This window comes from Flavobacterium sp. I-STPP5a, assembly GCF_009764685.1.
Classification (GTDB): Bacteria; Bacteroidota; Bacteroidia; order Flavobacteriales; family Flavobacteriaceae; genus Flavobacterium.
In genome coordinates this window covers 188,792-209,955 of record NZ_VHLM01000057.1, presented here as the reverse complement: position 1 = coordinate 209,955, position 21,164 = coordinate 188,792, and the positions used below count along the sequence as shown (strand labels likewise).

The window sequence follows — 21,164 nt, the reverse complement described above, 5'->3', positions numbered from 1 at the left end:
GCAGAATATTAAAAGATTTTTTCTCTTTTTCTATAAAACAAGACAAAGTAATCGCTTTTCTTTCAGATTTATTTTTGGAATACCAATACCCTGAAAGTGTTGTGATAAGAAGTGATAATGGAAGTCAGTTTATTGCCAAAAGTGTTCGAGAATACCTTGGACTCATAGGAGTTCAGCAAGAATTTACACATGTAGCAACACCAGAAGAAAATGCGCATATTGAGGCCTATCACGGAATATTAAAAAAAGAAGTGTTCCAAAGAGTTGATTATAGAACTTTTGGAGAAATTGAGCTAATATTAAAAAGATATGTAATCTTCTATAATAATACTAGGCTACATGGCCTTTTAGGACGCATTACACCAATAGAAAAATGGAACCAGGACAAGCATCTAATTTTAATGAAAAAATTAACCGCATAAATAATAATCGAAATTTAGAATAATACTCTTGTTTTATAGGGGTCAAAACAATTTATTGTTTCCTTTTATAGTGAGGATTTTACTTGAATTTATAGATCGTACTTCTTACTAGAGCCTACAAAATAATACAATTCAATTATAATTATGAATTTATGTAGTGAACTGAAAATCGTTTGTATAAAAAAAGCTATCAATTTGATAGCTTCTGTGTTGGATATTGATGAAAAATTAGACTTTAAAAATTCCTCCAAATGCAATTATTCTTTGAAAGAAGAAAAAATTCTGCGATGCACTATCTTCGGTACTTTTTGTTGTTCTAATATCCGGCATGTTAATATATCCTCCTTTTAATTCTCCTTGAATATAAAAATGTTTAAAAAAAGTAATATTTAATCCTGCTTTAAGTGAAGTACCGTAGCCTGAAACATGAAAATCATCATGTCTTTCTTTTCCTAATAATTTAGTGTTGGTTTTAGGATATAGTAGTCCAAGACCAAAACCTTCTGTTACATTAACTTGAATTTTATCTGTGTTCTTAATTTTAAATAATTTAGAAATATCATCGTGTCGAGAAAATTCAGTGTTAACATAATTTAAACCATCTGTATGTTCAAAAGTTAAAAATTCTTTTGTTAATACTATTGGACTATTATTATAAACACCATCATAAGGAGTGCCGGCTGAAACAGCTCCTGTGATATTCGCAGTTTGTCCTTGTGTCATGACATATTTCATGTGGTCTACGCCAATTGCAATGCTGTAATGATCATTGATAAAATAACCTAAACGGAAGTTAGTTTGTGGTATGGTCATTCTTGTTGGATTTATATAATCAATATGCCAACCTTTTGGTTTATCATCAGCAGTAATGTTATCTAATGTAAAATTATAATCTTTTCCTTTAAAGGTAACATCAGACTTGGTGTAACTATCTCTATTACCTCCCCATGAAACAAAAAATTTACCCTTATTATGAGCTGTATATCGTTCTTGAATTTTTTCGTCTTGTTGTGCATTTACAATTTGTAAACTTGAAAATGCTATTATTGCGATGTGTAATGCTATTTTTTTCAATGATTGAAATTTTCTAAATTAAAATTTATTAATGGTTTGTCTTATGGCAACAAGTTTAACCATTAGCGATTCAAAATAATCTAAATGCAACATATTTGCGCCATCACTTTTTGCATTTGCAGGATCAAAATGGGTCTCAATGAAAATACCATCAACACCAACAGCAATTCCGGCTTTGGCAACAGTTTCTATCATGTCTGGTCGGCCACCTGTGACACCTGCAGTTTGATTTGGTTGTTGTAAAGAATGCGTAACATCTAGAACCGTAGACGCATATTGTTGCATAGTAGGTATACCTCTAAAATCTACAATCATATCTTGATATCCAAACATAGTACCTCGATCTGTCACCATTACATTTGTGTTTTGGCAATCCAATACTTTTTGAACAGCATGTTTCATGCTTTCTGGACTCATAAATTGTCCTTTTTTTAAGTTTACAACTTTACCAGTATTAGCCGCAGCTACTAAAAGATCAGTTTGTCTTACCAAGAAAGCAGGAATTTGAAGTACATCAACATATTGTGCCGCCATTGCAGCATCTTCATTAGTATGAATATCAGTTACAGTTGGTACATTAAATGTTTCAGAAACTTTTCTCAGTATTTTTAATGCTTTTTCATCTCCAATTCCTGAAAAGCTGTCAATTCTGGAGCGATTTGCTTTTTTAAAAGACCCTTTAAAAACAAAAGGTATTTTTAAATCATTGGTAATTCCAACTAGTTTTTCAGCAATTTGTAAAGCCATTGTTTCGCCTTCAATAGCGCAAGGACCCGCAAGTAAAAAGAAATTACCGCTGTCAGTATGTTTGATTTGTGGGATATTTTGAATATTCATAGTGTGTGTTTTCAGTTTGCAAATGTAGTTATGATTTATTTTAAATTGATGAAATCATAAAATTTTTAAAAGTATTTTAATAATAAATTACTATGCTAATTCTGTTTTATAAAACTTGGTTTTAGATAGTAACCTAACAGAAATTCTTTATTTTTTTAATGTAAGACCTACAGGAACTTTGATGACTCCTTTTTCATAGATATTTAGGTATAGTATTACAGGTTGTTTTTGTCCATCCCATTTTAATTCAAATACATCAAGCAGACCTGCACCCATTTCGCTTCTCTTTGTTGGAAAGGGGCAACAACTTTCTAGTTTGGTAAAGGTGATTTTTTCTCCTTTAGGTCCTGCAAGTGCATTTATAAAACGTTCTTGATTAATGGTTTCGTTGTTGGTGTTATTAAAAAAAATATTGATAGGATAATCTTTATTGTATCCGTATTTTTTATCCGTGCTATATTCAGTTATAATAAATGTGTTTCTTTGTGTTAGTTGTAAGTTAGGTGCATTGTCATCGGTGTTTTGTAACGTAGATTTTGTACTCGTACACCCCGATAAAGTAATGAAGAGGATAAATATAATTAGTGTATTTTTCATAGTTTAAATTTTTCTGTGTTTAATCTTGATTTGTTGATACAAATATAATCAGAACCCTTATTATAACGGTTTTTGTTATCGTAAATTATTATGTTTGCGCTTTAGCCAATTTTTATTTCTAAGTGTGTGTCAATGCTTATTATATTTGCAGAAATTAAATGAATAGAATATGGATATAGTTTTTCAAACATGGCCTTGGTACGTTTCTGGTTTACTGATAGGATTTATTATGTTAGCACTTATTTATTTTGGGAAGTCTTTCGGAATGTCATCTAATTTAAGATCGCTTTGCTCTATTGCGGGTTTAGGCAAACGGGTATCGTTTTTTGATTTTGATTGGAAAGCACAACGCTGGAATTTAGTAGTTGTTCTTGGAGCTATGTTGGGTGGATTTGTTGCCGTTCATTTCATGAGTGATGCTTCAAATGTGGATATTAATCCTAAAACAATAGCACAATTAGCACAACTTGGGATTGAAGCTCCAAACGGAAAATTAGTGCCGGATGCACTTTTTGGAACAGCTATTTTAGAATCACCAAAAAGTATCTTCATACTACTTATTGGTGGGGTTTTAATTGGTTTTGGTTCCCGTTATGCTGGTGGATGTACCTCAGGACATGCCATTTCAGGCTTGAGTAATTTACAACTACCTTCTTTAGAAGCGGTTATCGGTTTTTTTATTGGAGGTCTGATTATGGCTCATTTTTTACTTCCTTTAATCCTAAATTAATCCTCATATATAAATGAAAAATAGTATAAAATTTTTAGCGGTTGGTTTCATTTTCGGAATTGTTTTAACAAAATCTGAAGCTGTTTCTTGGTATAGAATTTATGAAATGTTTCAATTTCAATCGTTTCACATGTACGGAATTATTTCGGTAGCTATCTTGACAGGAATTATTGGAATTCAAATCATAAAAAGAAATAATATCAAAGACATCAAAGGAGAATCAATAGAAATTCCGGATAAAGAAAAAGGATCTGCTCGCTACTGGATTGGCGGATTGTTTTTTGGTTTGGGTTGGGCATTAGTAGGTTCTTGTCCTGGTCCTATATTTATTTTGCTTGGCGCTGGTTTTTGGACCGTCCTTATAGTGTTGTTCGGGGCTCTTTTGGGGACTTATTTATATGGCTTATTGAAAAATAAGTTACCTCATTAATTGAAAAATATCTAACTCTAAAGTAGCATTCTCCTAAGGAAATGCTACTTTTTTTTGTTTAATTTCAAAATGCCTGTAACAATTAAATATTGTGCAATTAAATAAGTTGCCATAATCAAGAAGGAACTGTATTGCAACGGCGCATAGAATTTATCAAAGGCCAAAATACTATCTGAAGCCACAAAAACGGTAGCGCCTATTAAAATGTATATACTTGTAGGTTTTTGCCAGTTTAAAAATCCTTTAAGAGCAAATAGCAGCATAATGGAAATTGTTAGTGCATAAACAAAAACAGGAGCTTTTAAGTCTCCCAGACTTGGTAACAAAATCAGCATCATTACAATTAAATATAAGGCAATTGCTGTAACTCCTATCCAGTAAATGATTTTGTTTTTATTTATATAAATCTTTAATTGTTTACTAAAGAGTATGATATAAGAAATATGCGAAAGTAAAAAAGCAATCAATCCTGCAATAAAATACAATTCTCCTTTGTCAGCAAACATCAAAATTATATCACCAATCCACGACAAAGTTAAAGCTGTTAAAAGAATATTTTTGGTACTAAATTTTTCGTTTATATATACGGCCAGAATTAGAAAAGGCAATAGAAGTGGCTTCAAAAACCACGCAATTTCTTCTTTTTCAAAAAGAATTATTAAAAGATAGACTAGGCTAAAGCCAATGAAACTTTTTAATATTATGGTGCTTTTCATTGTTTCGTGTTAAGATTGAGCTACAATCATTGTTTCTTTTTCAAAATTTATGCTAACAAAATATACCGTTACAGCTAAGGATAAAACCAGGTAACCGCCAACAATAGAACTGGCAAAAGGAAAGAGTTGATCCATTCCAAACCAATCTCCAAAATAGAAAATCAGTCCAATTCCAAATACAAACCGGATAACTTCCCATAATACAGAAGTTTTACGTGTATCCATAAGTTCCGTGTAACTGTAAACCGTAAGGAAAATGAATGCGCCGTAAATAAATACATTTGGCAAACCTATTATTGCGATAGAATTATACATATAACTAATTAGTAACAACGTAATAATAGCTTGAAACAACGACCAGTACATCAGTTTTTTAGAATGTTGAACACCGTATTTTTCAAAATCGTAGACATTAGTAATTTTGGTTACAGGATATTTTTCTTCAAAATTTTCTGGACGCCAGCCCGTTGGTTTAAACCAAATGGTAAACTTATCTTTCCAGTTTTCTGCACGCCAAGCATCGGTAATAAGCAACCATAGATGTTGAAAATTAATACGAATTGGATTCCACGTTCTAGCTGGTCTTGTAATTCCAAAAACAGGTGGAGCGCTTTCTAATTCCGCTTGAAAAGTTCCAAACAATTTATCCCAAATAATGAATATTTGTGAATGATTTTTGTCCATATATTCAGGGTTGATCGCATGGTGTACTCTGTGATGCGATGGAGAAACTAGTATGTTTTCTAGAAAACCAATCTTTTTAATGTGTTTGGTGTGGTACCAAAATTGAAGAAATAAATGTATTGGTAGGGTAATTGCAATCACTTTAGAGGGAACTCCTAAAAGTGCTGCTGGAATCAATAAAAAGGTAAACAAATTGACGAAACTGGAAACAGGTTGGCGCAGAGCACAAGCCAAATTGAATTCCTCGCTACTGTGGTGAATGGCGTGTTTGTTCCATAGAAAGTTAATTTGATGTGACAAACGATGGCTCCAATATCCATAAAAATCAATAGCTATAAAACCGATAAAGTAGGTTAAAAAAGAAGCTTCAAGATTGAATAAGGCTATTTTAGATACAATCCAATCGTATGAAACCAGAGTAATACTAAGCCCTAAAACATCTTTTAAGGAGTTAATCATTCCGGAACTCACGCTTGAAACAGAATCCATGTTAGGCGAAGTATCTTCTCCTTTGTAATGCCCATACATCTTCTCGATAATAATCAAGATCAAAAAGATAGGCATTACAAACACTAAAATTCTACCGTATTCTTCCATAAAAACATTTTTTTTAATCAAATATAGAAAAAAAAGAGAATGTTTTTATATTATTCACAAAAAAATTATTTTTTAAAAACTAGTAATAATTTCTTAGAGTATCTCTGCATGTAACCCTGCTTGTAATAATTGAGTACATTGGTTTTTTAACTTATCATAAGGCCCAGTTTTTACTGTACATTTACCATTATAATGTACAATTAAGGAACATTGTTCTGCTTGTTCTGGAGTATGATCACACACTCGGATTAATGTATCAATAACATGGTCAAAAGTATTTACATCATCATTGTATACCACAATTTCATTATCAGACACAACTGATTCTTTTGTGCTTACCCGTTCTCTAACTTTTTCTTTCGTACTCATCTTAATCGTTTTAAATTATTAAAAAAACTGTATGAATTATTTTGTGTATTTTAATGAAACCCAATTATTTCTTTGAAATTTCTTGATGTATTTTAAACCATTTTCTTGGCAGGAAGCATCAATAAAGGGTATGTCTTCTTCATAAAAGCCGCTTAGGAGCAAGGTTCCGTTTGTGTTTAAACTCTTTACATACGCACTCATGTCATTAAGTAAAATGTTACGGTTGATATTTGCAATTATTAAATCGTAATTTTTACCTTCGAGTAATGCAGCTTCACCTTCATAAACGGTAATATGAGTACAATTATTGCGTTCTGCATTTTCTATTGAGTTAAGATAACACCAGTTGTCTATATCAATAGCATCAATCGGTTGAGCTCCTTTCATTTCGGCAAGAATGGCAAGAATAGCTGTACCACAACCCATGTCAAGTGTTTTTAAACCCTTAACATCCATTTCTAGTAAGTGCTGAATCATCATGTGTGTGGTTTCATGGTGACCGGTTCCAAAACTCATTTTCGGTTCTATAATTATATCAAATTCTGCATCGGTTTTTGGATGAAAAGGAGCTCGAACGTGGCATTTTCCATCTACATCAATGGGATCAAAGTTTTTTTCCCATTCTTCATTCCAGTTTACTTGCTCAATTTCTTCAAAAGTGTAATCAATAGTAAACTCTTCCGATTGTAATATTTGGATGTCATCCAATATCATTTCGTCCCATAAATCCTTTTGTACAAAAGCGGAAATTCCATTTTCAGTTTCGGTAAAGCTTTCAAATGCTTTTTCGCCTAATTCAGCTATTAAGATTTCAGACCCAATTTCTTTTGGACTTATTGTAAAATGATACCCAATATATATGTTTGACATGATAGTTTTTTTTGCAAAGGTAAGAATCACGCACTAATTGGCATTTGTAATTTAAAATTTATTTTACATTTGTACATCAAACAATGTTTTATAATGAAAAAACTTATTTTACTGCTATTCCTTATGACTGGAGTAGTTGTTTTTGCTCAAGTTTCAATACAACAAAACAAGCAGGATAATGATCTAAAATTATCTGCTTTGCCTTATTATAGTTTTGGAAAAGGTATTGGAATTACATCTCCAGACAGTTTATTTCAAATGAATATTCGATTCCGTTTACAAAACAGAGTATCTTACATTAAAAATGATGATGAAGCAGCTGGTTTTGACGGTCAAATACGCAGGTTGAGATTGCGTTTTGATGGGTATGTGGGTTCGCCAAAGTTTTTATATGCCATTCAACTTTCATTTGCTCCGGGTGATGTAGGCGAAATCAAAGATGGTGAAAATCTAAATATAATAAGAGATGCAGTTGTTTTTTATAGACCGAACAAAAATTGGAATTTAAGTTTTGGACAAACTAAACTTCCAGGAAATAGACAACGTGTAAACTCATCGGGAGGATTGCAACTTACAGATAGATCAATTAATAATTCTAAGTTTACAATTGATAGGGATTTTGGGTTTCAAGTTCACAATATTAATGAATTTCAAAATAAGTTCTCTTATAATTTTAAAGGAGCATTATCAACAGGCGAGGGGCGTAATATAACTGGAAATGCTGATGCAGGTATTGCAGTTACTACAAAAGTAGAACTATTGCCATTTGGAGCTTTCTCAAAAGATGGTACTTATTTTGAGGGAGATATTGTACGCGAAAAGAAGCCTAAATTCATGCTGTCTGGTGCTTTTCAGCAAAATAATAATGCAAAACGCACACAAGGTCAATTAGGAAATGATTTATTCCAAGAAAGAACTATGAAATCAGTTTTGATTGATGCCATGTTTAAGTACAATGGTTGGGCTGCAATGTCTAGTTATATGTCGCGTACTACATCAAAAAATGCAATTACTATAAACCCATTAGATAATTCTCAGGTGAGTTATGCTTTTGTTGGTGAAGGTTATGATTATCAATTGAGTTATAATTTTCCGTCAAATTATGAGTTCATAGGTCGTTTCTCTAATCAAAAAGTGGGTGATGATATTAAAATTTTAGCTCCTAATGCCAAACAATACAGTATCGGTGTGACTAAGTATATTTGGGAACATGCTTTTAAAGTACAAAGTGAACTCACTTTTGATACAGTTCATTATTTTAATGGAGACAAGAGAAACAATTGGTTTTTGCGTTTTCAAATAGAGATTGGGATATAAAAAAAGCGGTGCATCTTGAATGTACCGCTTTTAGTTTAAGTATTATGGATTTATATTGCATTTACAATTGCAACAAAATCATCAGCTTTTAATGCTGCTCCTCCTATTAATCCTCCATCAACATCAGGCTTTGAGAATATTTCAACAGCATTGTCTGGTTTTACGCTACCACCGTAAAGTATAGATACATCGTCAGCAATATCATTTCCAAAAGATTTTCTTACGGTTTCTCTAATGAATTCATGCATTTCTTGTGCTTGATCTGGAGAGGCTGTTTCTCCAGTTCCAATTGCCCAAACGGGTTCATAGGCCAAAACAATTTTGTCCCAATTTTTTGCTTCAATGTGAAACAATCCATCACGCAATTGATTTTCTACTATATTGAAATGGTTTCCAGTTTGTCTGTCTTTTAATTCTTCGCCAAAGCAGAATAAAACAGTCATTTCGTGTCTTAATGCAGTATCTACTTTTGCAGCAATCACAGCATCAGTTTCGTGAAACATAGCTCTTCTTTCTGAATGTCCCAAAATGACATTTGTCACACCAACGCTTTTTAACATATCTGCCGAAATTTCTCCAGTAAATGCACCGCCTTCTGCTGCATGAAGATTTTGAGCTGCAACTTCAATATTGGTAAACTCTAAGTGATCTACTGCTGATGCTAGGTTAACAAATGTAGGTGCAACCATAACATGTGCATTTGTTTCAGTTGGTAACTTTGCAATCAACTCATTTAATAAATCCTCAGTTTGTTCTGCATTTTTATGCATTTTCCAATTTCCAGCTACAATTTTTTTTCTCATGATTCGGTTTTCTTATGGTTTATAATGCTAAAAGCATTTTAATGGTTATTTTTTTAAACTTTTTAAAGTTTCGTTAATTTTTTCAAAATCAGTTTCTATAGCTCGGTACAAAACAATTTTTCCTTTTTTGTCTACAATTATATATCTCGGAATCCAGTCAACGTCAACTTCTTTTGCAAATACACCTTTCATTTGGTCATTAGCCATATAATGATCGCCTTTTAGTTGGTGTTTTTCAATTCCTTCTTTCCATTTATCGGCAGTTTTATCCATTGATATAAATACATAGTCAACATCTGGATTGTTTGCTTGAAGCTCCTTTAATTTTGGCATTGCTTTTACACAGTCACCACACCAAGAAGCCCACACTTCAATTACAAGTGTTTTTCCTTTGTGTTTTTTTAGAATGTTTTTAAATGCTACCTGAGTGCCATTAGTTGCTAGTAGTGTTTCGGACAATGCTTTCTTTGTGAATTCAGTTTTTTGAGCATTTGTCGTGCAAGAATAGGTGGCAAATACTATTAATAAAGCTATTATTTTTTTCATTTTCATTTTTGTTTTAAACAAAGTTAATCAAAGAATTTGAAAGCTCTAGTCCTAAAAATAGAATTTGATGTCATTTTTCGAAATTAATACTACAATATCGATATAGTTTTAAGATCATGCAATAATTTTGATGTGTCGCTCTTTCAGAACGAGATTTTAAGCAAAAAAAAGCTCGATGGAAAAACCAACGAGCTTTAATTTTTTAGTACAACTACTATTAGATTACTACAACTTGAACTGCATTTAATCCTTTTTTTCCATTTTGCAATTCAAATTCTACTTGGTCACCTTCGCGAATTTGATCTACTACACCAGAAATGTGCACAAAATGATCTGTTCCTGAGCCTTCTTCTGTAATGAATCCGAACCCTTTATCTTCATTGAAGAATTTAACTACTCCTTTAATCATGTTATTGTTTTTTTTATTAATAAAGAATAAAATTACAATTAAAAATCTTAACAAATCTATTTAAAGTTGTAAAGATTATAAATCATTGATAATAAGCTAGTATTTGTTTACGCGCTTCTGAAACAAAAAAGTCCTAAAGCACACTTGCTTTAGGACTTTTTAACTTTGATTTATATTGAAATTACAGTTTTAATTGATCAATATCATTATGATGAACTTTTTGAATAACAGTTCCTTTATCTAGAACTATGATGCTTGGATTTGCTCTTTCAATAGTTTTTACCGTAATGGCATCACAAAAATAAAAGTCAAACGTAAATTTGAATTTTTTCTGTGCTGACTCTAATTTTTCTGGAGTAGAGGCAGTTAAACCTATTACTTTATACCCTTTGGCTACAGCCTGTTGTTTTAGTTTTTCTACTTTTTGCATCCCAGTGGCGTCGGCTAGATCTAAGTCATATGCTGTAATCATAATAAGTTTTGGCTCTTGTAGAAATTCATCCTTATAATCAGTGTCGTCTTTTTCCATTGTGAAATCATGAATTGGTGGAACATAGCCTTCAGTAATCACTTTGTCTTTTCGGTCCACAAAAACAGCACCTTCAGGAATTGACATCAAATCTTTTTCGGTAAATTCTTTTTCTACACCACCCACTTTGTAAATGAATATCATTTCCACAACTGATTTTTGAGCGCCATCAGGAATTCGCATTCCTTTTTGAATATTGTTCCCTACTTTGTATGGTCTGAAATCAATTAGTGGTAAATGATTTAATACCCAATACCCCAAAAAGCAACAAGCTAAGATGCTCAATATAAAAATAGCGTGTTGAAGAATTCTAGGAAATAATGGATTTACTAGTTTTTTGTTGAAAAATAAGACAAGTATAAAGAATAGTAATACAATGTCTTTAGTGAAGGATTGCCAAGGTGTTAGTTTTAAAGCGTCGCCAAAACAACCACAATCTTTGACCACATTAAAATAAGCAGAGTAAAAGGTCAAGAAAGTAAATAAAACAATTAAGATGAGTAAACTCCAAATTGTAAATTTAGATTTGTAACCAATGAGCAACATGATCCCTAAAACCACCTCTAGAATCACAAGGAATAAGGCTAGTGATAATGAAAGCGGTATAAAAATAGGCATATTAAACACTGGTTCGCTAAAATATTCGGCTAGTTTGTATGAAAACCCTACAGGATCATTTAGCTTTATTAATCCTGAAATAATGAATAGGATTCCAACAAAAATTCTTGAAAATTGAGTTATTATATTTTTCATATTGAGTACTTAGCAGTTCTTATTTATTTCCAAAACCCATTAAAATTAGTGCAAATACAGCATAATTTATCATGTCCTGATAATTAGCATCTATCCCTTCAGAGACTAATGTTTTCCCCTTATTGTCTTCTATTTGCTTCACGCGAAGTAATTTTTGTAAAATCAAATCAGTAAGAGAACTTACGCGCATTTCACGCCATGCCTCTCCGTAATCATGATTTTTATCCTCCATAAGTTTTTTAGTCAATTCAATTTTAGCATCGTACAATTGAGTAGCATGTGTCACTTCTAAATCGGGTTGATCTACCACTCCAAGTTCTAGTTGAATCAAAGCCATGATGGAGTAGTTTATAATTCCTATAAATTCACCAGTTTCATCTTCATCAATTTTACGAACTTCATTTTCTTGTAAGCTCCTAATTCTTTGAGCTTTGATATAAATTTGATCTGTCAACGAAGGAAGTCTAAGTATGCGCCAAGCACAACCGTAATCTTTCATTTTGTTAACAAATAGGGTTCTACAAATGGTTATAACCCCGTCATATTCTTTTGAAGTATTCTTCATTATTGATGTATATTTGTATTCAAATTTTTTCAAAAGTAAAGAATTAAGATTGAAGTACAAAGTACAATAACGCTTAACCATACTTTGATTATCATGCTTGAATGTAAATGATCTTGGCATTTGAACTTTTACCTACAAACGAACACTGAAAAACACAAAATGACTATTAATTGCAAAGGATTACTTATTGACTTGTCAACGCCCAAAGTAATGGGAGTTTTAAATGTAACACCTAATTCTTTTTTTGATGGTGGAAAATATAAAAATGAATCGGATATTCTTTCTCAAGTTGAGAAAATGCGAATTGACGGTGCAACTTTTATAGATATTGGTGCGTATTCTAGTAAACCAAATGCTGAATTTGTTTCGGAAAACGAAGAGATTTCTAGAATTGTACCTGTTGTAGATTTGGTTCTAAAACATTTTCCTGATACAATTCTTTCCATAGATACTTTTAGAAGCGAAGTTGCTCGGGCCACACTTGAGAGTGGCGCAGCCCTAATAAACGATATTTCCGCAGGGAATTTAGATACTAAAATGCTTGAAACCATCGCTAAGTATATTGTTCCTTATATAATGATGCACATGCGGGGAAATCCTCAAACCATGCAAACACTCACGGACTATCATGATATTGTAAAAGAAATGATGTTTTATTTTTCTGAAAAAGTAGCATTTGCAAGAAGTTTGGGGATTAATGATATAATTGTTGATCCAGGCTTTGGCTTTGCCAAAACTACTGCTCAAAACTTTGATGTTTTTAGTAAGTTAGAATTGTTTTCTAGTTTAAATGTACCTCTTTTAGTAGGGGTTTCCAGAAAATCAATGATTTACAAAACACTAAATACTACGGCGCAGGACGCGCTCAATGGTACAACCGTTATGAATACTTTGGCATTAGTAAAGGGAGCTAAAATCCTGCGTGTTCATGATGTAAAAGAAGCGATGGAATGTGTGACTTTGTACAACAAACTTAATTCTTAAAAGATGAAATATTTTATAGTTATTACACTATTTGTGTTGGTTTCATGCGGAAAACAAGAGCAGGTTTTGTTACCAAAGTCTAATTTGACAATTGTTAAGGAGGTAACTGATTTGTCACCTATTTATATTTTTTTTGAGACAAAGGGCAAAGATACACTTGCAGTAGTGAACAGGAAAAACAGTATTATTTCGACCAATTGGATTTTAAATGTTGACAAACGCTTACCGTTACGACTCGTAATCCCAGAAATAATGAAATTGCAACAAAAAAAGCGAGAAGATAAAGCACACAAGAATGAAAAGGCCGAAAATTATTATTCCTACGCCGATACAATCGGTAAAAATCTAGCTTTTATTCCTTTTACAAATGTGTATTATAAAATGGAAAAACCAATTGGAACCATCATATTTTTCAATAAGAATAATGAGATTTTAATTGAGAACCAAGTTTATAAAAAAGAAAATTTTAAAGACTTAATTAATAATGTTTTACCTAAAGAGGTTGCAACTGCTTTTTTATTTAGGTTTGATAAAGATTTAAGCTTTGGGAGTTATATACAAAATAAAATTTTTATCAAAAGTTTAAAAGTGCAAATAAAAAGTAATCAGGAATTTATTTATTAAACTCTAAACTTCAAACAAAGAAAACTTTAAACAAAATGATTATTGATGGTGATACGGTTCGTTTCTTAAAATAGTGAAGCCGCGATACAATTGCTCTATAAAAAACAACCGAACCATTTGATGGGAGAAAGTCATTAAAGACAATGATATTTTTCCTTGTGCTTTGGCATAAACAGTATCCGAAAATCCATAAGGACCGCCAATAACAAAAACTAAAGTTTTTACTCCAGAATTCATTTTCTTTTGAAGTTCATCGGAAAAACGTACACTCGAAAAGGTTTTTCCATTTTCATCTAGCAAAATAAGTTGATCAGTAGGATTTATTTTTGATAAAATCAATTCGCCTTCTTTCTCCTTCTGCTGACTTTCAGATAAATTCTTTACATTTTTGATGTCAGGAATAATTTCTAAATCAAATTTGATGTAAAAGGACAATCTTTTGGTGTAATCATTAATTAAAGATTGCAATTCTTTATTATCTGTTTTGCCAATGGCTATTAGTTTGATATTCATCTGTTTTTTTATATTTCACACAGAAAATTTAAGTTTTTTTCCTGGCGATTGTAATACCTATACTATAGTAATACTTTCTATTGCTAACTCAAAAGTTTCGTTTTTTTTATTGCCAATTAAAAAAGCAATTTCTTCAAGTTGTTCTCCATTGTATTGCGGTAAGTTCAGTTTTTGACCCCTAAACGCTGGTTCCAATTCACTGATGGGAATATTTACAGTGCACCAATCTGTTGTGGTTTCAAATGCAAAAACATAAGAATGAGTTTCGCTAATTTCATTTTTTATCCTAAATTGGTATGCTTTTCCATCACCTTTCAATCTAACAGAAAATGACTTTGCATCTTGCAATGATAACCGATCAAAAGTGTATTTTACAGCACAAAAACCACCGTTATTCTCTAATGAAACAGTGCCAGCAAACAGGCCTTTTCCTTCGGTATTACAAATAATAGTACTTCTGGATTGACCTCCCATAATGGTGTCATTGACAATCTTCCACTGTGATAAATTACAATCTTTATAAAATTTGTACAATAGCAATGATTCCATGTTTAGTAATTGGCTGTGCGAAAATTAAAAATTATTGTTTGGGTAATGGTGCGCCTACAGTGATATCACATCTATGATTTTCTTGACCATGAGGAGGATTCATTCCTTCTGGCGTAACTATCTTTTCTGTATTATTGGTGACAGTTGTGACTGGATTTGCTGGCACTTGAACAGTTTGAGTTTTCGGCGCAGGAGCGGTAGCAGCAGGGGTGCTATTTAGAGGGGCGCCCACAGGAATATCGCATCGATGTCCTGGTTGTCCGTGTGCTGGATTCATTCCTTTTTGTACAGGAGCAGTATTTGGCACTGAGTTTGTTATTGCTTTTTGTTGAGGCTGATTTGCAATTGCAGCTTCATTTTTCATTTGACTGCCTACAACAGTAAATGGGACAACATTTTTTTTAAGTTCAGGAGCTGTTTCTGCTTCTTTTTTACAAGAAACAATTAGCAAGCTAGACAGGAGTAGTAGAGCGTATGTTTTTTTCATAATAGGTTCAAGATAATTCATTTCAAAGATACAAAATTCACAAAGTTGTACAAGGAGGGTTTCTTAAATTTCAAATCTTGTTTATGAATAGTATCCAGTTAATTAAAGGTTGCAATTTTCAACTGATTCTTTTAAAAATAAGAGGGGATTTGTCAAAAAATCAAAGGTTTACATTTTTTAATATTTGATTTCAAAAATTAGGAGCAGGAGATATTTTATTTTAGACAAATATTATCTTACTTTAGCACTTAAATTTTTAACTATGATTAGCGAAGAAAAGTTTCAAGAAGAGCTACAATTACTCATTGAAAATGCCATTAGAGAAGATGTTGGTCCGGGTGATTACAGCTCTTTAGCTTGTATTCCTGCAACGGCAATTGGTAAAGCTAAATTATTAGTAAAAGAAGATGGAGTAATTGCAGGAGTAGCATTTGCTAAAATGGTTTTTAAATTTGTGGATCCTAGTTTGCTTATTGAAACCTTTATTAAAGATGGTGCTGCTGTTCGTAAAGGGGATGTTGTTTTTCATGTATCAGGTAGTTCTCAATCCATTTTAAAATCGGAGCGCGTTGTTTTGAATGCCATGCAACGCATGTCAGCAATTGCAACAAAAACTAAGAAGTTTGCTGCTTTACTTGAAGGTACGAACACTAAAATTTTAGATACTAGAAAAACCACACCAGGATTTAGAGCTTGTGAAAAATGGGCTGTAAAAATAGGAGGAGGAGAAAATCATCGCTTTGCGTTGTATGATATGATAATGCTTAAGGATAATCACAATGATTTTGCTGGTGGAATTTCTTTGGCTATAGCCAAGACTAAATCTTTTCTCAAGGATAATTCTTTGGATTTAAAAATTATTGTAGAAGCTAGAAATTTAGATGAAATTAAAGAAATTTTGCAAAACGATGGGGTTTATAGGATATTAATTGATAATTTTAATTTTGAAGATACAAAAAAAGCAGTAGCTTTAATTGGATCTAAGTGTTTGACTGAATCATCCGGTAATATTAATGAAGCTACGATACGTGAGTATGCTGAGTGTGGCGTAAATTACATTTCATCAGGTGCATTAACGCACTCTGTTTACAACATGGATTTGAGTTTAAAAGCGATATGAGTAAAAAAACAGAAGACAAATTACTTGAAATTCCAGTAATAAGGAATGTAGTTATTGGTTTAAAAAAAATAAAACTACCATGGCTACAAGGCTTGTCTCTTTATTATTTAATAGAGCTATACGTTATAGGAATTATTGAAAGTGCGGTTACCTATCATGCTAGTGCTGTTGCATTTAGTTTTTTTATGGCTTTGTTTCCGTTTGCGTTGTTCATATTAAATCTTATTCCGTTCATACCTATTGATGGTTTTCAGGAAGATTTTTTACTATTTGTAAAAGATGGAGTACCACCAAATACGTATGATGCCATTTATAAAATAATAAGTGATATTTTAAATAACAGTGACTCGGGTTTGTTGTCATCTGGATTTATTTTATCTATTTTTTTAATGGCAAATGGATTAAATGGAATTTTAGGAGGTTTTGAAACTTCTAGGCATGTACTAGTAAAAAGAGGATTTATAAGGCAGTATATAGTTGCTTTAGGAATGTCAATGTTGTTGTCTTTTTTGTTAATAGTAACGGTTGCAACAATCGTTGTATTTGAAGTGCTTTTGCAGAAGACAGTTTTTAGTGATCAAATTCAATTGATAGTTCTAGGAAGGTATGCCTTTGTTATTTTGATGATTTTAATGACTACTTCCATTTTGTTTAAATTTGGAACAAAACATGATAAAAATAGGGCTTTCATTTCAATTGGTTCTGTTTTTACTACAATTTTGATCATTTTAGACTCGTATCTATTTGGTATTTGGGTTGTAAAGTTTTCAAAATACAATGAATTGTACGGTTCCATAGGGACCTTGTTAATATTAATGTTTTATATTTGGATCAATTGCATGATTTTGCTTTTAGGATTTGAATTGAATGCAACCATTAATAAATTGAAGTTAAAGAAAGAGTAAATGTTTAATTAAAATAGCTGTTAGTGCAGCTTTGTCTTTTCAACGGCAAGAAAAATGAATACGATGAGAAATACAATTACAATTTTTGCATTATTTGCAGCAATGAGTTTTTATGGTCAAAATCACTCTGTTTTGGGAAAATGGAAAACAATTGACGATGAAACTGGCAAAGCCAAATCAATTGTTGAAATTTACGATAGATCAGGAGTGATCTATGGTAAAATTATTGATATTATTGATGTAGAAAAAAAGAAAAGTGTTTGTACAGCATGTACAGGTGAAGAAAAAAATAAACCTATTATGGGTTTAGTTATTATCAAAGGTCTTAAAAAAGACGGTAAAGAATATAATTCAGGAAAAATATTGGATCCAGTTACAGGTAAACAATATAAATGTTTTATTGCTCTTGAAGGTAATGATAGATTAAATGTTCGTGGTTACATCGGTGTTTCTTTGTTTGGAAGAACTCAAACCTGGAATCGCGTTAAGTAAATAAGTAGTAAGAGTTATGAGTTTACAGTAATACATAGCTCAAATTCATAACTCTTAATTTCAAAATTGATGTATTTTGTTGAAGTAATCTTACCGCTTTCCTTAGCTAAAACCTTTACATACGCCGTAACTGAAGTTGAATTCCATTTTATAAAAAAGGGAATGCGAGTAGCAGTTCCATTTGGGAAAAGTAAAGTTTACACTGCACTTGTTATTGAAATTCATCAAAACAAACCATCCTTATACGAAGCAAAGGAAATCAACCAAATTCTTGATGAAACTCCTATTGTAACTGAAATTCAAATTCAGCATTGGCAATGGATAGCATCTTATTATATGTGTGCTATTGGAGATGTATACAGGGGAGCATTACCTAGTGCTTTGCTCCTAGAGAGCGAAACTGTTATTTCCCAAAAAAGTAATTCTTTTATTGATCCAAATCAATTAACAGATGATGAATTTCTTGTTTATGAGGCGCTTCAACAACAAAATTCATTGAAAGTACAGGATATTATTTCCATCTTGAATAAAAAAAATATTTTCCCTGTTATTCAAAAATTAGTGGATAAAAATATTCTAGTTCTTCATGAAGAAGTTCAAGAAAATTACAAACCTAAGTTGGTTCGCTATGTTCGTTTGCATCCTAAATTTGATTCGAATCAGGGATTGAATGAATTATTAGAAACTTTAAAAAATGCGGCAAAGCAAAGAGATGTTGTGATGTCTTATTTTCAAATAAGTGCAACCGAAAAAAAGCCTATTACTGTAAAAAAATTAATTGAAGTTAGCCATTCGTCTTCTGTAATTGTTAAGGCATTAATTGAGAAAGAGATTTTTGAAGATTATTATTTGCAACAAGACAGAGTGGTTTTTGAGGGCAAATTGACTGAGGATTTGCTAGAATTAAATGCGTATCAGCAGCTTGCATTAAGTGAAATTAAAGCTGATTTTTCTACTAAAGAGGTTTGTTTGTTACATGGGGTAACTTCTAGCGGTAAAACAGAAATTTACATAAAGCTCATAGAAGAATACCTAGAATTAGGAAGTCAAATATTGTATCTACTTCCAGAGATAGCCTTGACGACTCAATTAGTAGGTAGACTAAGAGCTTATTTTGGTAATAAGGTGGCCGTTTTTCATTCGAAATATAATAATAATGAACGTATTGAGGTTTGGAATCAGGTTTTACAAAAATCAGATAAAGCGCAAGTTGTAATAGGAGCCAGGTCGGCTTTGTTTTTGCCTTTTCAAGATTTAGGATTGTTGATTGTTGATGAAGAGCATGAACAAACTTTTAAACAAGTTGATCCTGCACCACGTTATCATGCTCGTGATGCGGCTATAGTTTTGGCTCAAGCCCATAAAGCTAAAGTGTTATTAGGATCTGCTACTCCAAGTTTAGAGACTTATTTCAATGCTAAATCAGGTAAGTTTGGACTTGTAGAACTAACAAAGCGTCATGGAAATGTGATGATGCCACAGATAGAATTAGTTGATTTAAAAGATAAATATTTTAGAAAGAAAATGAATGGTCATTTCAGTGATGATCTTATTCAATCTATTACTGATGCGCTGGTTTTGGGAGAACAAGTTATTTTATTTCAAAATAGGAGGGGATATTCTCCTATAATGGAATGTATTACTTGTGGGCATGTGCCTCATTGCCAGCAATGTGATGTAAGTTTGACATTTCATAAAAATAAGAATCAGTTGCGTTGTCATTATTGCGGCTATAGTATGGCCAAACCTACAAATTGTCATGCTTGTTCAAGTATAGATTTGACTACAAAAGGGTTTGGAACGGAGCAAATAGAACAAGAATTAGCGGTATTGTTTCCGAATTCCAAAATAGGTAGGATGGATCAAGATACTACTCGTGGAAAATTTGGTTTTGAAAAAATTATTGACAGTTTTAAAAATAGAGAAATCGATATTTTAGTAGGTACTCAAATGCTTGCAAAAGGTTTAGATTTTGACAATGTTACTTTAGTCGGAATTTTGAACGCAGATAATATGTTATTTCATCCGGATTTTAGAGCGTTTGAAAGAAGTTTTCAGATGATGACACAAGTTGCAGGACGTGCGGGACGATCTGTAAAACAAGGTAAAGTAATTATTCAGACTTATAATCCTAATCATAATACCATACAACAGGTAACGCACAATGATTATGATGGGATGTATAAGGAGCAACTATATGACCGCCAAATTTATAAATACCCACCTTATTTTAGGTTAATTAAACTCACGCTTAAACAGCGTAATTATGACAAACTCAATGAAGGTTCAATTTGGTTGTATCAAGTGTTATGTCAAAACTTAAATATGCCGGTATTAGGACCTGAGGAGCCTGCGATAAGTAGAATTAGGAATGAATACATACGAACAATACTCATTAAAATTCCGAATACGACGTCACTAGTAAATACAAAAAAAACTATTCATAAAATAATGAATAGTTTTGAAGCTGTTGCGCAGTTTAGAGCTATAAAAGTAATTCTAAATGTTGATTACTATTGATATTCTGATGATTTAAGAGTAGGATAAAGCTTTCACTAAATCCTCTTTTTTGTGACGGCTTAAAGGTATTTTTGTAGATCCAATTTCTGCAAATTTACTGTTGAAGCGTTCTACTTTTTCGATGTTGATGATATATGATTTGTGTACGCGAACAAATTTATCTTTAGGTAAATCGTTTTCAAAAGCTTTCATAGTAGAGAGTACTAAATTACTGTCATCTTCAGTAACAACTTTTACATAATCGCCAAAAGCCTCAATCCATTTGATTTTGGCGGTAAAGATTTTAAGTTTTTTCAGGTTGCTTTTAATGAAAATATGCTCGCCTTCTTCTTCTTTGTTTTCTTTTTTTAATTGGTAATTATCAATAGCTCTTTTGACAGCGGAATTAAAGCGATCAATTGCAATTGGTTTTTGGAGATAATCTGTTGCATCATAATCAAAGGCTTTCATGGCATATTCAGCTTTTGATGTAATGAAAACAATTTGAGGTTTTGTTTTTAAACCGTCCAAAAAATCAAAACCGCTAATTACAGGCATTTCTACATCTAAAAAAATGAGATCAACATCATGTATAGAAATATAGTTCTTAGCCTCAATAGCATTAGAGAAATCCCCCATTAGATTAAGGTTTGGATGGTTGTTTACTAACTTTGCGATAATCATTCTTTGTATAGAACTATCATCAACTACTACACAGTTTAGTTTCATAATAAAGAGTTATT

The 21,164-nt window shown here is 32.0% G+C and carries 26 protein-coding genes; 10 read left to right on the top strand and 16 right to left on the bottom strand.

Features of this window, described 5'->3' with window-relative positions; genetic code table 11:
- Positions 1-422, top strand: a 422-nt coding sequence (locus FJV36_RS11530; protein ID WP_158728933.1) for an integrase core domain-containing protein, incomplete at its 5' end; no start/stop codon positions are given.
- A gap of 228 nt (positions 423-650) precedes the next feature.
- Here FJV36_RS11530 and FJV36_RS11525 read toward each other — a convergent pair.
- The 3 genes from FJV36_RS11525 to FJV36_RS11515 form a co-directional block, all read right to left on the bottom strand.
- Positions 651-1,496, bottom strand: a complete 846-nt coding sequence (locus tag FJV36_RS11525; protein ID WP_370514396.1) for a hypothetical protein — start codon at positions 1,494-1,496, stop codon at positions 651-653.
- An 18-nt stretch (positions 1,497-1,514) separates the two neighbouring features.
- Complete coding sequence (kdsA, locus tag FJV36_RS11520) at positions 1,515-2,333, bottom strand: 3-deoxy-8-phosphooctulonate synthase (RefSeq protein WP_158729997.1); 819 nt, start codon at positions 2,331-2,333, stop codon at positions 1,515-1,517.
- 147 nt (positions 2,334-2,480) lie between these two features.
- A complete protein-coding gene (locus FJV36_RS11515) occupies positions 2,481-2,930 on the bottom strand; it encodes a 2-dehydro-3-deoxyphosphooctonate aldolase (RefSeq protein WP_158729996.1) in 450 nt (149 codons plus the stop codon).
- 169 nt (positions 2,931-3,099) lie between these two features.
- Here FJV36_RS11515 and FJV36_RS11510 point away from each other — a divergent pair, with 169 nt between their 5' ends.
- Together FJV36_RS11510 and FJV36_RS11505 are read left to right on the top strand one after the other, a co-directional pair.
- A complete protein-coding gene (locus FJV36_RS11510; RefSeq protein WP_158729995.1) occupies positions 3,100-3,660 on the top strand; it encodes a YeeE/YedE family protein in 561 nt (186 codons plus the stop codon).
- Between the two features lie 13 nt (positions 3,661-3,673).
- Complete coding sequence (locus tag FJV36_RS11505) at positions 3,674-4,090, top strand: DUF6691 family protein (protein ID WP_086455231.1); 417 nt, start codon at positions 3,674-3,676, stop codon at positions 4,088-4,090.
- Between the two features lie 44 nt (positions 4,091-4,134).
- On the opposite strand, the gene FJV36_RS11500 is transcribed toward FJV36_RS11505, so the two are convergent.
- The 4 genes from FJV36_RS11500 to prmA form a co-directional block, all read right to left on the bottom strand.
- The gene (locus FJV36_RS11500) at positions 4,135-4,806 is read right to left on the bottom strand and encodes a lysoplasmalogenase (RefSeq protein WP_158729994.1); all 672 of its coding nucleotides are present in this window, start codon (positions 4,804-4,806) and stop codon (positions 4,135-4,137) included.
- 9 nt (positions 4,807-4,815) lie between these two features.
- Complete coding sequence (locus FJV36_RS11495; protein ID WP_158729993.1) at positions 4,816-6,087, bottom strand: sterol desaturase family protein; 1,272 nt, start codon at positions 6,085-6,087, stop codon at positions 4,816-4,818.
- A 93-nt stretch (positions 6,088-6,180) separates the two neighbouring features.
- A complete protein-coding gene (locus FJV36_RS11490; RefSeq protein ID WP_158729992.1) occupies positions 6,181-6,456 on the bottom strand; it encodes an ATP-dependent Clp protease adaptor ClpS in 276 nt (91 codons plus the stop codon).
- A 36-nt stretch (positions 6,457-6,492) separates the two neighbouring features.
- Positions 6,493-7,326, bottom strand: coding sequence for a 50S ribosomal protein L11 methyltransferase (gene prmA, locus FJV36_RS11485; RefSeq protein ID WP_158729991.1), 834 nt, complete (start codon positions 7,324-7,326; stop codon positions 6,493-6,495).
- 93 nt (positions 7,327-7,419) lie between these two features.
- On the opposite strand from prmA, the gene FJV36_RS11480 reads away from it, so the two are divergent.
- Entirely contained in the window at positions 7,420-8,643 is a 1,224-nt protein-coding gene (locus FJV36_RS11480) for a porin (RefSeq protein WP_158729990.1), read from the top strand.
- A gap of 50 nt (positions 8,644-8,693) precedes the next feature.
- Here the strand turns inward: FJV36_RS11480 and tpiA are convergent, their stop codons facing one another.
- The 5 genes from tpiA to FJV36_RS11455 form a co-directional block, all read right to left on the bottom strand.
- Positions 8,694-9,446 carry a triose-phosphate isomerase gene (gene tpiA / locus FJV36_RS11475; protein ID WP_158729989.1) on the bottom strand — a complete coding sequence of 251 codons (753 nt, stop codon included), beginning with the start codon at positions 9,444-9,446 and terminating at the stop codon, positions 8,694-8,696.
- A 45-nt stretch (positions 9,447-9,491) separates the two neighbouring features.
- Complete coding sequence (locus FJV36_RS11470) at positions 9,492-9,992, bottom strand: TlpA disulfide reductase family protein (protein ID WP_158729988.1); 501 nt, start codon at positions 9,990-9,992, stop codon at positions 9,492-9,494.
- Between the two features lie 217 nt (positions 9,993-10,209).
- Positions 10,210-10,401: a cold-shock protein gene (locus FJV36_RS11465; protein ID WP_158729987.1), complete on the bottom strand. Its 192-nt coding sequence runs from the start codon at positions 10,399-10,401 to the stop codon at positions 10,210-10,212.
- Between the two features lie 181 nt (positions 10,402-10,582).
- Positions 10,583-11,683, bottom strand: a complete 1,101-nt coding sequence (locus FJV36_RS11460) for a BT_3928 family protein (RefSeq protein ID WP_158729986.1) — start codon at positions 11,681-11,683, stop codon at positions 10,583-10,585.
- 19 nt (positions 11,684-11,702) lie between these two features.
- Complete coding sequence (locus tag FJV36_RS11455) at positions 11,703-12,248, bottom strand: DUF1599 domain-containing protein (protein ID WP_086454826.1); 546 nt, start codon at positions 12,246-12,248, stop codon at positions 11,703-11,705.
- Positions 12,249-12,407: 159 nt separating this feature from the next.
- Between FJV36_RS11455 and folP the strand changes: the two genes are divergently transcribed.
- Together folP and FJV36_RS11445 are read left to right on the top strand one after the other, a co-directional pair.
- Positions 12,408-13,232 carry a dihydropteroate synthase gene (gene folP / locus FJV36_RS11450; protein WP_158729985.1) on the top strand — a complete coding sequence of 275 codons (825 nt, stop codon included), beginning with the start codon at positions 12,408-12,410 and terminating at the stop codon, positions 13,230-13,232.
- 3 nt (positions 13,233-13,235) lie between these two features.
- Positions 13,236-13,856, top strand: coding sequence for a hypothetical protein (locus FJV36_RS11445; protein WP_158729984.1), 621 nt, complete (start codon positions 13,236-13,238; stop codon positions 13,854-13,856).
- Positions 13,857-13,895: 39 nt separating this feature from the next.
- On the opposite strand, the gene rlmH is transcribed toward FJV36_RS11445, so the two are convergent.
- The 3 genes from rlmH to FJV36_RS11430 are packed head-to-tail and all read right to left on the bottom strand — an operon-like array spanning position 13,896 to position 15,405.
- The gene (rlmH, locus tag FJV36_RS11440) at positions 13,896-14,369 is read right to left on the bottom strand and encodes a 23S rRNA (pseudouridine(1915)-N(3))-methyltransferase RlmH (protein ID WP_158729983.1); all 474 of its coding nucleotides are present in this window, start codon (positions 14,367-14,369) and stop codon (positions 13,896-13,898) included.
- A gap of 57 nt (positions 14,370-14,426) precedes the next feature.
- Positions 14,427-14,918, bottom strand: a complete 492-nt coding sequence (locus tag FJV36_RS11435) for a CIA30 family protein (RefSeq protein WP_233264607.1) — start codon at positions 14,916-14,918, stop codon at positions 14,427-14,429.
- Positions 14,919-14,949: 31 nt separating this feature from the next.
- The gene (locus tag FJV36_RS11430; RefSeq protein WP_233264606.1) at positions 14,950-15,405 is read right to left on the bottom strand and encodes a hypothetical protein; all 456 of its coding nucleotides are present in this window, start codon (positions 15,403-15,405) and stop codon (positions 14,950-14,952) included.
- A gap of 262 nt (positions 15,406-15,667) precedes the next feature.
- On the opposite strand from FJV36_RS11430, the gene nadC reads away from it, so the two are divergent.
- The 4 genes from nadC (at position 15,668) to priA (ending at position 20,442) form a co-directional block, all read left to right on the top strand.
- Positions 15,668-16,525 carry a carboxylating nicotinate-nucleotide diphosphorylase gene (gene nadC / locus FJV36_RS11425; RefSeq protein ID WP_158729981.1) on the top strand — a complete coding sequence of 286 codons (858 nt, stop codon included), beginning with the start codon at positions 15,668-15,670 and terminating at the stop codon, positions 16,523-16,525.
- Positions 16,522-17,430: a YihY/virulence factor BrkB family protein gene (locus FJV36_RS11420; protein ID WP_158729980.1), complete on the top strand. Its 909-nt coding sequence runs from the start codon at positions 16,522-16,524 to the stop codon at positions 17,428-17,430. The genes nadC and FJV36_RS11420 overlap by 4 nt, the downstream gene beginning before the upstream one ends.
- Positions 17,431-17,493: 63 nt before the next feature.
- Complete coding sequence (locus FJV36_RS11415; protein ID WP_158729979.1) at positions 17,494-17,922, top strand: DUF2147 domain-containing protein; 429 nt, start codon at positions 17,494-17,496, stop codon at positions 17,920-17,922.
- A 69-nt stretch (positions 17,923-17,991) separates the two neighbouring features.
- Positions 17,992-20,442 (top strand): primosomal protein N', encoded by a 2,451-nt coding sequence (gene priA, locus FJV36_RS11410; protein WP_158729978.1) that lies wholly within the window; start codon positions 17,992-17,994, stop codon positions 20,440-20,442.
- A 12-nt stretch (positions 20,443-20,454) separates the two neighbouring features.
- Here priA and FJV36_RS11405 read toward each other — a convergent pair whose 3' ends face one another.
- Positions 20,455-21,150 carry a LytTR family DNA-binding domain-containing protein gene (locus tag FJV36_RS11405; protein ID WP_158729977.1) on the bottom strand — a complete coding sequence of 232 codons (696 nt, stop codon included), beginning with the start codon at positions 21,148-21,150 and terminating at the stop codon, positions 20,455-20,457.
- Positions 21,151-21,164 lie beyond the last annotated feature (14 nt).